The organism is Paenibacillus vandeheii (assembly GCF_030433635.1).
GTDB classification, from domain to species: domain Bacteria; phylum Bacillota; class Bacilli; order Paenibacillales; family Paenibacillaceae; genus Paenibacillus; species Paenibacillus vandeheii.
Map to the genome: position 1 here is coordinate 201,324 of NZ_JAROCD010000003.1, position 12,462 is coordinate 213,785.

General features: G+C 45.3%; 13 protein-coding genes, 1 tRNA gene and 1 pseudogene. 10 read left to right on the forward strand and 5 right to left on the reverse strand.

Features of this window, described 5'->3' with window-relative positions:
• Positions 1 to 152: 152 nt before the first annotated feature.
• The 5 genes from P5G61_RS06455 to P5G61_RS06475 all read left to right on the forward strand — a co-directional run bounded on the left by P5G61_RS06455 (position 153) and on the right by P5G61_RS06475 (position 4,947).
• Positions 153 to 428 carry an Atu4866 domain-containing protein gene (locus tag P5G61_RS06455; RefSeq protein WP_301245591.1) on the forward strand — a complete coding sequence of 92 codons (276 nt, stop codon included), beginning with the start codon at positions 153 to 155 and terminating at the stop codon, positions 426 to 428.
• Between the two features lie 28 nt (positions 429 to 456).
• Complete coding sequence (locus P5G61_RS06460; protein ID WP_301245593.1) at positions 457 to 1,194, forward strand: SDR family oxidoreductase; 738 nt, start codon at positions 457 to 459, stop codon at positions 1,192 to 1,194.
• A 144-nt stretch (positions 1,195 to 1,338) separates the two neighbouring features.
• Entirely contained in the window at positions 1,339 to 2,241 is a 903-nt protein-coding gene (locus P5G61_RS06465; protein ID WP_079694876.1) for a LysR family transcriptional regulator, read from the forward strand.
• A 149-nt stretch (positions 2,242 to 2,390) separates the two neighbouring features.
• Positions 2,391 to 3,128, forward strand: coding sequence for a spermidine synthase (locus P5G61_RS06470; RefSeq protein WP_285074533.1), 738 nt, complete (start codon positions 2,391 to 2,393; stop codon positions 3,126 to 3,128).
• A 202-nt stretch (positions 3,129 to 3,330) separates the two neighbouring features.
• Complete coding sequence (locus P5G61_RS06475) at positions 3,331 to 4,947, forward strand: sensor domain-containing diguanylate cyclase (RefSeq protein WP_301245597.1); 1,617 nt, start codon at positions 3,331 to 3,333, stop codon at positions 4,945 to 4,947.
• 74 nt (positions 4,948 to 5,021) lie between these two features.
• On the opposite strand, the gene P5G61_RS06480 is transcribed toward P5G61_RS06475, so the two are convergent.
• From P5G61_RS06480 to P5G61_RS06490, 3 genes are all read right to left on the reverse strand, one after another.
• On the reverse strand, positions 5,022 to 5,381 hold the full coding sequence (locus tag P5G61_RS06480; RefSeq protein WP_301245599.1) for a winged helix-turn-helix transcriptional regulator: 360 nt from the start codon (positions 5,379 to 5,381) through the stop codon (positions 5,022 to 5,024).
• A gap of 196 nt (positions 5,382 to 5,577) precedes the next feature.
• Complete coding sequence (locus P5G61_RS06485) at positions 5,578 to 5,973, reverse strand: DoxX family protein (RefSeq protein WP_301245601.1); 396 nt, start codon at positions 5,971 to 5,973, stop codon at positions 5,578 to 5,580.
• Between the two features lie 57 nt (positions 5,974 to 6,030).
• On the reverse strand, positions 6,031 to 7,023 hold the full coding sequence (locus P5G61_RS06490) for a Gfo/Idh/MocA family protein (RefSeq protein WP_301245603.1): 993 nt from the start codon (positions 7,021 to 7,023) through the stop codon (positions 6,031 to 6,033).
• Between the two features lie 511 nt (positions 7,024 to 7,534).
• On the opposite strand from P5G61_RS06490, the gene P5G61_RS06495 reads away from it, so the two are divergent.
• Positions 7,535 to 7,618: transfer RNA gene (locus P5G61_RS06495), tRNA-Leu, on the forward strand.
• 47 nt (positions 7,619 to 7,665) lie between these two features.
• Here the strand turns inward: P5G61_RS06495 and P5G61_RS06500 are convergent.
• Positions 7,666 to 7,845, reverse strand: a complete 180-nt coding sequence (locus P5G61_RS06500; protein WP_079345684.1) for a hypothetical protein — start codon at positions 7,843 to 7,845, stop codon at positions 7,666 to 7,668.
• A gap of 158 nt (positions 7,846 to 8,003) precedes the next feature.
• Between P5G61_RS06500 and P5G61_RS06505 the strand changes: the two genes are divergently transcribed.
• Entirely contained in the window at positions 8,004 to 9,158 is a 1,155-nt protein-coding gene (locus tag P5G61_RS06505) for a sn-glycerol-1-phosphate dehydrogenase (protein WP_301245606.1), read from the forward strand.
• Between the two features lie 667 nt (positions 9,159 to 9,825).
• Here P5G61_RS06505 and P5G61_RS06510 read toward each other — a convergent pair.
• Complete coding sequence (locus tag P5G61_RS06510; RefSeq protein ID WP_024629188.1) at positions 9,826 to 10,422, reverse strand: helix-turn-helix domain-containing protein; 597 nt, start codon at positions 10,420 to 10,422, stop codon at positions 9,826 to 9,828.
• 493 nt (positions 10,423 to 10,915) lie between these two features.
• On the opposite strand from P5G61_RS06510, the pseudogene P5G61_RS06515 reads away from it, so the two are divergent.
• From P5G61_RS06515 to P5G61_RS06525, 3 genes and pseudogenes are all read left to right on the forward strand, one after another.
• Positions 10,916 to 11,257 (forward strand): annotated as a pseudogene (locus P5G61_RS06515) (phage holin family protein); the annotation flags it as partial.
• 281 nt (positions 11,258 to 11,538) lie between these two features.
• Positions 11,539 to 11,826: a Dabb family protein gene (locus P5G61_RS06520; protein ID WP_024629190.1), complete on the forward strand. Its 288-nt coding sequence runs from the start codon at positions 11,539 to 11,541 to the stop codon at positions 11,824 to 11,826.
• A gap of 173 nt (positions 11,827 to 11,999) precedes the next feature.
• Positions 12,000 to 12,461 carry a DUF86 domain-containing protein gene (locus P5G61_RS06525; protein ID WP_285075183.1) on the forward strand — a complete coding sequence of 154 codons (462 nt, stop codon included), beginning with the start codon at positions 12,000 to 12,002 and terminating at the stop codon, positions 12,459 to 12,461.
• The last annotated feature ends 1 nt before the right edge of the window (position 12,462 follow it).

Here is a 12,462-nt window from a genome sequence, read left to right on the forward strand (position 1 = left end):
CCTTTTCTCGTACTTGTGTAACTATTTTAGAATGTGCTGGACGAATAGGCAAGAATACTGTGGGATTCTTCTATCGTACTGAGACGGATCCCTTACATAATGAAAATAAGCAATTGAATCTGTTGGACAACAGAAAGGAGTGTCGTGGAAATATGGTAGACAATACATCAGGAAGCAGACAAGAAGTGGAACACCCGTATGTTGGGATGTGGGTGACGAAGGATGGGTACATCAGGCATGAGCTTCTTCCTGGCGGTCGCTATGATGAAGCGCGGGGGAATAGGCAAAGTGCATATCAAGGTCGCTATGTAGTCGATGGAGATCATATTGAATATGTTGATGATACGGGCTTTACCGCGGATGGGGACTTTAAGGACGGTGTGCTTTACCATGCGGGCATGGTTTTGTGCAGAGAAAAGGCACAATAAAATATTATTAAAAGGGAGAGAAATCAATATGTCCAATGTAAAAGGGAAAGTGGTTGTGATTACCGGTGCAAGCAGCGGAATCGGGGAGGCAACGGCGCGTGTGTTGGCAGAGCAGGGGGCTCATGTTGTCATTGGTGCAAGACGGGAGGATCGGCTAAAGGCGCTGGCGTCGTCTATTCGATCAGAAGGTGGATCGGTGGAGTATCATACACTTGAGGTTACACAGCTGGAAGAAATGCAAACGATCGTTGAGTTGGCGCTCACTCGGTTTGGACGCTTGGATGTGATTATAAATAATGCCGGGGTCATGCCGCTTTCGCCACTAGAAGCATTAAAAGTGGACGAGTGGAACCGGATGATTGATGTTAACATTCGCGGTGTTCTGCACGGCATTGCAGCTGGTCTGCCAGTTATGAGAAAACAGGGCTCCGGTCAGTTTATTAATATCGCCTCTATCGGAGCTTATGCTGTGACACCAACGGCCTCGGTATATTGTGCAACAAAGTATGCAGTCCGTGCGATCTCGGAAGGTCTGCGACTGGAAGTAGGCGGAGATATCCGCGTGACCCTTGTATCGCCGGGTGTGACTGAATCCGAACTTGCCGAATCGATCTCTGATGATGAAGCACGCGAGTTTATGAAGGAATATCGGCGCATTTCCATCCCGGCCACGGCTATTGCTCAGAGCATACTGTATGCGATCAGCCAGCCAGCTGAGGTGGATGTGAATGAAATTGTGGTGAGACCCACAGCAAGCATGTCTTAAACGTCGCTGACGGACTTGAGAGATGTTCCCAACCGTGTATACGGATTGGGGACGTCTTTTTGTGCTCTGAAAGAGAGCTCGTCTGGATTGCAATATGGTATAGTAATGATCAAAGTAACGCACCACAGAGAGGGGAATAATGCATTGACGCTGCAACAGCTAAAATATGTGATTGAAGTCGCCACGCGTGGCTCGATGAATGAAGCCGCCAAGCGGCTGTTTATTTCCCAGCCCAGCCTGTCGAATGCCATTCGGGATCTGGAGCAGGAGCTGCGAATTACTATTTTTGAACGTACAAATAAAGGGATTACCTTGTCCAAAGAAGGCGTGGAATTTCTAAGCTATGCACGTCAGGTGGTAGAGCAGGCCGAATTGCTGGAGAATCGTTATTTGAATGCTAAGCCGTCTCCGCAACATTTCTCCGTCTCCACACAGCACTATGCTTTTGCGGTGAATGCATTCGTGAAGCTGGTACAGCAATATGGGCAGGATGAATATGAACTGGCTCTGCGGGAAACGAAAACGTATGAGATCATCCAGGATGTCAAGAGTTTGCGCAGCGAGATCGGCATTCTTTATCTGAATGAATTCAATTCAAAGGTTATTAACAAGCTGCTCAAGGATGCGGGTCTGGTATTCAACAGTCTGTTTGTTGCCAAGCCGCATATCTTTATCAGTGTACAAAATCCGCTCGCGAAACAGGAGTCGGTTGCCATTGAACAGCTTCAGGATTATCCATACCTGTCCTTTGACCAGGGGGAGTATAACTCCTTCCATTTTTCAGAGGAGATCCTAAGCACACTTTCTCATCCCAAAAGTATACAGGTTAACGACCGGGCCACGCTGTTTAATCTACTAATTGGTTTGAATGGATATACCATCTCGACAGGTGTGCTAAGTGCCGATCTGAATGGGAACGAGATCATCCCTGTCCCGCTGGAGTGTGAAGAGACCATCAATGTCGGTTGGATCAGCCACAAAAATGCTTCGCTTTCCAATCTGGGCATGGAGTATGTTCAGGCTCTGCATGAGGCGATTCAATCCTGAATAGTCAGGAGCAAACCGTTTCCGTTCCATCGGAGCCGGTTTTTTTATTGTTTTTATATCATTCAGGTCTAGGGTACAGTATTATCTTCCCGTATAATATAGGAATATGCTTATTATCATTGCGTAAAGGTACGAAGGGAGAACGGTCAGTGCGAGTTTTATACCGAAATAAGAGTGAACAGCATGAGTTGACGATATATGATACTTCCAGGCTTTATGGGGAAAAGGGCCGGTTTCGTGTGCTGGAGTTCTCAAACGCAGCTGTTCAGGGCGCCATGGATCTGGACGAACCATCCCGAATGGTGCTGGAGTATCCGAGAGCGATGGCTCACCTGATGGAACGAAATAATCCTGATTATGAATCGGTTTTTGTGGTGGGACACGGCATTGGAACCTTATCAACCTACCTGTCTAAGCGTCAGGTAAAAGTTGCCGAACTCGATGCGGAAGTCGTTGAACTCAGCAAAACCTTCTTTGGATATAGTGGAGTTGATGTGCTGGTTGGTGACGGTCGTGAACTATTGGAGCGGGAAGCCTCGGGCTCCTACAATTATATTATTGTGGATGCGTTTACGGCTACAGGAACTCCTGCACAGTTCACTTCAAGCTCATTTTTCACGATGTTAAAAGACAAATTGCATTCGGGTGGTATCGTACTGCTGAATGTATTCGGACGTGCGGGCAATGACAGGTTGGTGAATGCAATTCATACCACGTTACAGGAACACTTCGCTTATACGCGCTCATTTGCATTGCCAGCTGAAACAACTGATGAAGTCCAAAACCGCATCTTGGTGGGTTGTGACGAACCCATCTCATTTCAATCGCGTCATATGGCTGGGTTTGTAGAACAACAGCCTGGAGAGGGATATGTTATTGTAGATTGATATAATCTTAATCTCGAATACAGTCCAGTATGATTGCGAAGAAAGTACGATCATGCTATCCATTTTATGTACTCAATTGTCATTAAATTGTCAATCTTCCTATGTATTTATTCGAATTTCATAAACTATTTATTTCTTCTTAACAACTTTCGTATAAAATAGAGGGAATATGCCTTTTCATGAAAAACCGGGGGAAGCAATAATGATCGCAGAGAATAAAACACCCAGATTAAGAAGAAGAGTAAGGGAGTTCAAAAAAATAAGCCTTACCGCTCTGTTGAGTGGGTTGGTCACCATTGCCGTTTTGATGACATTGACCATTATGTTTATTTCATCTTATACATCCCAGAAGCAGTCGCTGATTAATAATACACTCTCACTGAATTATTCAAGTGCCGTGCAAATGAGCCAAACACTGGACTCGTTGTTTCAATCCATGCAGGGCAGTTTGAAGTATTCAGCCAATTATTTTCCGGAAATGGATTATGCAGACGCCAATAGACTGGATTCCACACTGGATTTGATTCGAAACAGCAGTAATTATTTCAATTCGGTTTCTCTGGTAGATGAATCGGGAATCATTCGGGGTTCATCTCCCTATTTGGAAAAAAGCCTCGGACAGCCTATTACTTCGGATGCAGCCAAAAAAGCGTTCAAATCCAGAGCTTCCTATATCTCTGAAGCGTACCGCGCGCCTTATTCGGAACGAAGAACCGTTTTTGTGAGTGAACCGATCTTCAGTCCATCAGGTGAATTTAAAGGTTTGATTAGCGGGAGCATCTATCTGCAGGAAAACAATATCTTGAACCTGTCATTTGGCAGCCAGCTCAAGACTAGTAATGGTTCTTATTTTTTTATTGTTGATGCCAAAGGAACATTGCTATTTCACCCCGATACGGAAAGAATCGGTGAAAATCTAAGCGAAAATCAAGTTGTGCAGAAATTGCTAAACGGACAGAATGGTAAAGAACAATACAAGAATCTGGCTGGTGTGGATTCACTCGCAGGTTATTATAAGGTGCCGACAACCGATTGGGGAGTTGTTGTTGTATCTCCAACCCAGATGGTATACGATCAGCTGAATCAACATATTCGCATGCTGCTCTTGTACACCTCAGTGCCATTCATCATTCTGACGCTTATCGTTATTCGTGTAGCACGCAAGCTGGCCAGTCCATTTGTATACCTTGCCGATCTGGTTAACCAAGTGGATCAGGGCAAAGTAGATTTGCCTGTAATGAAGCCGCATTGGAACAGGGAAGCTGATCTGTTAACGCGCACCGTGCTGAGTACATTGGCGAATTTTCGAAAGCAGAAGGATCAGCTTACGTATGATGCCAGAACGGATGTATTAACTGGAATGACCAATCGCAGAACATTTGAAGAAGTTATTCAGCACTGGATTGATGAAGAAGTTCCTTTCTCCATTGTGGTCCTGGATATTGACCGCTTCAAATCCATAAACGATACGTATGGGCATCATGCGGGGGATCAGGTTCTGAAGCATATTGCGAATATCATTAAATTGTCTGTTCGGACGCAGGATGTATGTTCCCGGTTTGGCGGCGAGGAGTTTGTTGTGTTATTACGACATACCGAATCCAAAACAGCGTATCAGATTGCCGAGAATATTCGAGTATCCGTGGAACAGATCGTACTGCCTATTGATCGTTCTGTAACGATTTCGGCAGGTATTGCCGAATATCCGTTGCATTCTACAACAGCCACAGAGTTGTTCCATTTGGCGGACAATGCGTTATATCAAGCCAAAGAAGAGGGGCGTAATCGTACCATTACAATCCAAACGGTCATCAAATAAGGTTACGGTTCCTCATATCAAAATAAAAGAAGCTAATCCCATCTGAGAAAGGGATAGCTTCTTTTGTCTTTTGTTTAGACTTCTTGAGATCTGGCCAGGACTTCATTCGTATACTGTTCTCCCCAGTCTCGCATGCTGTAAATAATCGGCTGGAGCGTTTCTCCAAACGGTGTAAGCGAATATTCCACTTTGGGCGGAACTTGAGGATAGATTTCCCTGTGAACAATTCCGCTGCTTTCCAACTCTCTTAACTGGAGAGTTAGCATCCTTTGGGTGATATCTGGAAATAATTTTCGGATCTCGTTGAATCTTAACGAACCAGAGAATAGGTGATATAGAATCGCACCTTTCCATTTGCCTCCGATGACACTAAGCGTGACTTCGACGGCACAGCCATAAGGAGTGGGACACTCATCAATGGTTTTCTTTTTCATTATAATTGCACCTCCATCGTGGTGGTTATTTATGGTATCTATTGGAGTACTACATCACATAAATGTACGTATCATTCATCTATGAGCATATCACTTCTCTCTTGGATTATAAACCCCATGGCTCAGCATGATGTCCAGACAACAAAGAACCCTGGCTTCGTGCTAGCGAAACCAGGGTTAGGGGATGAAAGGCTGATTATATCAAATGGTCCAGGGAGTATGCCCCTGCACCCGCAAGTGCAACACCGATCAACGATCCGAGTATAACCAGATTGTATTCGAATCCTCCGTTCAGATTCCAAAGTCCCTTACCTGCATGAACTTTCGCTATGGCAACAACCATAGGAATCATGAGCAAAATGGCAGCAACACCAGTCCAGAGACCTGCTCCAAACAGAAATCCCCCGATTAATTCAATGAGTCCTCCAAAGACCGCCATAACTCTCGCAGGCTTCAGACCCATCGCTCCGAAAAATTCGGCAGTTCCTGATATGCCCTCTCCACCAAACCAACCAAACAGTTTCTTGCATGCATGACCCATCATAATGAAACCAATAACAAGTCGAATAATAAGTAATCCGGTGTCTAACATGTACTTTTTCCTCTTCTCTGGTCATATAAAACGGATTCGTCTTGTATCGTATAAACGTCAGATAAGTGACGCCAGAATGGTATCACATAACGCCATGGTTTCAATATTATCCTTGCCACTGGAATGTGGAACAGACTTGTTCTGACAGCATTCCATGAAATGAGCCATCTCACCTACAAATCCTCGTAAGTAGAGGTCGCGATAAGCCCCTGACATGGGTGAGCCGGAAGGGGTGAAAACAGTATCCTGCTCCTCAAGGGATTTCCAGGGAAGGTTTTTTCCTGTACGGGATGGATGAACCGTGAGTGTGTTAATTTCATCTGCTAACGCAAATCCGTCGTCAAAGGTGACGAGTACACTTTCGCTCTCGCGTGACCATGCACTCATGCCTGCAAAGTAGACACTGCCCACCACACCCTGATCAAATTTAAGGGAAATGCTCTGGTTAATATGTTCTCCGTCCTTAACCGTCGTGCCTGTAACCTGAACGGCTTCCCCGAACAGAAAACGCATCAGATCAACCATATGAATGGCAGCGAGTTTCATAAATTGTTCCTCATCCTTGCAGAATGGTGTGCTGTCTACAGCGAACTTCATATGGAAAGAACGTGCTCTGCCCAATGATCCGCCATCAATCAGTTCCTTAAGTTTTATGTAGACCGGAGCATAACGTTTCATAAATCCAACCATGACAACCACACCTGCCTTTTGGGCTGCCTCAGCCACAGCAGCGGCCTCCGCAGCGTTCCATCCGAGAGGCTTATCCACATATACATTTTTGCCAGCCCGGATGCATTCAAGGGCAAGAGCTGTCTGATCCTCTGGTTGCGCCACAACTACAACGCCATCACAGTCTTCATTCTGCAACATCAGCTGAGTATTGTCATAAGCTTTCCCGTTGCTCCCAAAACGAAGGAGTGCTGCCTTGGAACGTTCAATACTGCGCGTAGCAATGGCCTGAATCTCTGCTCCTGCTTCAACAGCAGAAGGATATATATTTGTGGATGCATGAAAACCTGCACCGATAAAACAAAGCTTTGCTTTTTTCATATGGGATCTCTCCTTTAAATTCATATCACCATTCACCATGATTAGATCTTGTAGTTTAAATGCTTCAGCATCTGACCGGCGATGGTATGGTTAACGCTGTGAGGAACCGGCTGTGTTCCGAGGATGAGATGTTGGCGTTGCTGTACAAGATATGGCGAAAGGCTGATCTTTGGCAAACTGCCATTTTAATTCGCCGAGCAGGGGCATAAGCATTTTGGTCCAGTGAATGCTGCGTTGTCCTTCTTCAATACTTCGATGCGTTGTGTTCTTGAGATTCGTGCCAACTCCCCTTTTCTGAGCAAGGTATAGCGTGCCCTGCGGGACACCTGATCTGCTAATATCTACGATAGGGAGTTTGCATATGTTAAAAAAGGACATATGTCCTATTTGTTGAAGCTTGGAAAAAAGATGTTGCAAACTTATTTTAAAGTATGTATACTCTTAATTACGGTAAAACAAGCTATTGCTTGACCGGAATGCTTTTCATCCATGATGAGAAGATACATATTATGCGGTCGTGGCGGAATTGGCAGACGCGCACGGTTCAGGTCCGTGTGGGCTAACCCCCGTGGAGGTTCGAGTCCTCTCGACCGCATCAAAGAAAAAACTCGCGAAATTGCTCTAGGCAATTCGCGAGTTTTTTTATTTATTGAATTTCAATTGTTGCACATATAGTCCTGCGATCGCTCCAGCAATACCGAAGAGCGCAACACTGGCCATGACTTCATACGCTTGAAAGCGAAACAGAAAAGCGATGCCGCTGCCAAATGTCGTTCCGGCGAGAAATCCGAGAGAAATCCCTATTTCTTTGGTTAATTTCATAGGTTCACCTGCTTGGGAATGTGAGTTTAGGATTTGCAAATTTTTAAAACAGGAAGTAAAGTGTGATCAGGAAAATACTCACATTTTATTTCCTTTTTTCATTTTGTGGTTTTATCCGTGTGATTATGCATGATATTTCTTAAGGGAGGTAAGAGCGAATGAATATGAACGAGCGAATTGCAGCATGGAACGAAGAAGCGCAGAATTGTACTTGTGGGCATTATCACCGCCTGGTGCAAATGCAGGTTTATTTGGAGCATGGAGCGATCCGGCAATTACCTGGCTATTTATCCGAGCAAGGGTACAGACATGTGACCGTTGTTTATGATCGATATACGGGACCGGCAGCAGGATACCAAGTGCTAAAGAACATTCAAGAAGCGGGCGTTCATGTGGATGAGATATGCATGCCAGAGAACAGATCAGGGGACGTGATCGCCGACGAGGCGGGAATTGTGCAGGTATTGCTGGGTGTGAAAAAGGGAAGTCAGGCGATCATTGCTGTTGGTTCAGGGACCATTCATGATCTGGTACGATTTGTTTGTTCCAAAATGAACAAGCCCTTTCTGTCCGTACCGACAGCAGCTTCGGTTGACGGATTTACCTCGGCAGGTGCACCTCTTATTGTAAGCGGCGTCAAACAGACTTTCCAGACCGTGCCGCCTGAAGCTATATTCGCGGACATCGATATTTTGGAGCAGGCTCCGCAAGAGATGAATGCCGCCGGATTCGGGGATATGCTTGGAAAGTATACATCACTGGCGGACTGGGTGGTTTCCAGGGATCTGGGTGGGGAGCCATTCTGTCCAGTAGCTTATCGCATGACAGAAGAGGCACTAATGACCTGTGTGGAGCATGTACAAGGTATCGCCGAAGGGCGGGCCGATGGTGTGACTGTATTAATGGATGCGCTGATTGCTTCCGGCATTTCCATGCTGATCATTGATCATTCCCGTCCTGCATCTGGTGGTGAACATCACGTGTCCCATCGGTGGGAGATGGATCTGATGGATGCAGGGCACAGGCCTGTTTTGCATGGTGCCAAGGTGGGTGTCGCCTGTGCCCTGCTTGCGGTAAAATACAAAGATCTTGCACAACAATCCGACGAGCCGGTTTTCCGTGTATACAATAATCTGCCTGATTCATCCCAGCTTACTGCTTGGCTAGAGCAGGTGGGCGGCCCTACAACAACTGAACAACTGGGGATATCCATGGAGATGGTGGAACATGCGTTCACCACAGCTCATTTGCTTCGGGATCGTTATACAGGCCTGAAATATATCAACGAGATTCTTAACGTGGGTACGAAATAAGGTTGGAGAGATATAACCAGTGTTGTTTTGCGTTATTAGTTGTACGTACAAATATAGAATAAAAAATGTAATGTATGAGACAAAATAGTGTTGATGTTTATAATAAAGGTAATTATGTTTGATTCGAAAGCAACATATCCTAATGAGTTACTGAGAAAGCTTGGTCAGTCAAGGGATTAAGGAGGTGGAACAAACGTTATACAAGCCGGATTCATGTATGAATTATAGCCTATCTCCTTTGGGGAACAGGCTTTTTTTACTTTTTATAACAACGCTAAAATTAATGTGTTCGTACAAATATAACGTGAATGTAAAGCCGGCCATGAAGTTCTATTCTTTTAAATACGCCATGTTTTAATGGAGTGGTTTGTAAGTGCCTCTAAAGTATACATAGGGAGATGTAGCCGTTCTTGAAGAGATAGAGTTTTGCCTCGTTCAGAGAGCGAGCTGTATGGGCGCAGGGAAGGGAGTGACGAGGGGGCGGAGGATGATGCAACCAAAGGTGGTTAAAGGGCAGGAGGGCCACTTATCGACCTGGAGAGATGATGCTGAGTGCACATGACTAGAGAAATGGTGATCTAATATCACATGTACGATGAAACTTATACCTTAAAAAGGCTCTGTCTTTCCCATGAGGGAGGACAGAGCCTTTTGGTTGTTCGCTAATTTAGTTATTGTGGCGATCTTTCAAGATGACATCTGCGAACAAAATAGTTTTCGGGATGCGGAAAAACTGTTCCGCTTGTTCCTGAAACGCAGCAGAAGGCAGCGTTCCCTGATGCAGCCATTTGCGGAAAGTGCCGGGGTGAACCCCGATCCAGTGGCTGACATCTGTCACCGACAAATCATGGACCATACACAAGCCTGTCAGAATACGGTTGCTAACCGGAGAACGGGTCACCGTACGCTTCATGAAACGGGAAGGCTCGGGCTGACAAATGACAGGGCTTTTGCGTACCACTTCTTCATTAAAAAGAATGTGACGCGGGTAGCCGAGCAATTGACATGCCTTGTCCAAATTGGTACTGCCGGGTATCCGTCCTTCATACACCCACGCGCTGACGCTGCGTGAAGAGATGGATAGATCTTCGGCGAGCTGGGACAACTTGATATCATTGGCCATCAGCACGGCAAGAAGAACACGGTTGCGGATTTGACAGCGTGTCGGTTTTCGGAATCGTTTAACACGGACGCCTTTTCCCAAATATTTACGGTTGATCAGAGACCACGCCTGGATGGAATGTTGTTCTGGTTGATTAGGCATATTTCCTCCGATTTTTTTAACCAAATACTACAATAAGTATGGGGGTACTTTCAAGTGCCGGGTGCACCTGTTTCAAATGAGCGGATGCGTGAATCCGCTCCAAAGGAGGAATTATGAACTAGAACAGACGTAATTCACATCCTAGTATATTCCTAGATTACAATGTTTCACTAAATTTAAGGGCTCAAATAGATAATCAATAAAAATAAAATGAGTCTAATTACCTATTAGTGTGACTATAGTACTTTTATCTATTTTTTGTTGATATGATGCGGTTTATTTCCCTGATTTACCCATAAATATTCGATTTCCGTTAAAGGAACCCATTTCCAATGTGCACAAATCTGAAATTAGAAATCCGCTTGTTCAGCCAGGCGTGTGGCCTGTCAAAATCTCTTACTCTTACATATCTTGTATAGAGATCAAATGAGAGGGAGAGGTGAGAAACGTGAATCCATCCGTAAGTACCTTTGCTGCCATTTCAGGGGCGTTCATGACGTTTGCTTTTGGTGGATGGGATCAGCTGCTTAGCTTGCTGGCGGTTGCAATGGCTGTGGATTATATTACGGGTCTCGCTGCGGCAGTCAGAACGGGTAAAGGATTGAATAGTAATGTTGGATTTTGGGGGCTCGCGCGCAAAGGCCTTATGTTGACGGTTATTCTGCTGGCCCACCGAATTGACATGCTCATGGGAACTGACATTATAAAAGGGGGAGCCATCTACTTTTATCTCGTGAATGAGCTGATATCCATTACCGAAAATTATGCCCGCATCGGGCTTCCGCTGCCTGACAAACTCAGACAAGCTATAGCAGTGCTCAAAAAGCAGGAGAGTTTGTCTGACCGGGAATGGCCCCTACCGCAGCCGAACTTGGAGGATCAGGAGACAAAAGATCAAGCGACGGAAGTTGTCCCCGACAAACAGACAAACCCGAGTGAACAGACAGATAATACACCTCAGGAGAAATCAAAGGCGAATGAAAGCAGCCCCGATTAGATTGTCTTTGAAGAGAACGTTTCCAAGTATCCTTTCGTAATAGAGGACGTTATGATATATTTTGGATACAAGAAAATTCATTCATACCAATTATTATACTCAAATGAGGTGCTTGTCTGATGATTAAACATATTGTTCTGTTTAAAATGAAGGATCGTTCTCCTGAAAGTATTGAAGCGGCTGCTACTGTTCTCCGCAATCTGCAAGGGAAAATTGATGTTCTGGTTTCGCTTGAAGTAGGTGTTGACGTGCTTCGTTCGGACAGATCTTTTGACATCTCACTTACAGCAGAGTTTGCATCACTGGAAGATCTTCAGGCATATCAGGTGCATCCATTGCATCAGGAAGTCATCAAGTATATGAACGAGGTCAGAGAGCAGTCGATTGCAGTAGACTACGAAATCTAATCTGTAATTCATTCTACTTTGGATAAAGGGGACTCTGCATGAGCGATTTAAGAGACGTTATGGAATTTTTATATATTTTTGTCGTGTTTCTGATCGCTTGTCCTGTGATGTTATTTTGGCTGAAGCGAAGAGGAAAAAGGAACCGATAATTCACTGAACGGGAAGTGAACATATTGTATTATGTCAACAGGGAACAGATTGCGCGCAGGCTTGCTGCCGTACCGGAGGTGGCTGAAGGTCTCCGCCGCGCATCACAGGCTTGGGATGGCAGTCTAATGCTGGGTTTGGTACAGGAACGTTGTCTTCATCTGGCCATTGAGATCGTTACGGATGTGGGGAGTTACCTCATTGACGGCTTCATCATGCGTGATGCGAGCAGCTATGACGACATTATTCAGATTAACCACGAAGAGAAGGTTTTTGATCATGCAACCTATGAGGTGCTTAGTCGCCTCGTATCGTTGCGCAAGCCGCTCGTTCAGGACTATTACAGCTGGGAGCGGTCTGAACTGCATCCGCTGAGCAGTGACTTGCCGGGCGTGCTTGAACATTTTTCCCATCAGGTCCATACCTATGTGGAAAAAGAACTTGGACCTTTCCAGACTGTACAGGCCGAGGGACAGAGCAAGGAATGAG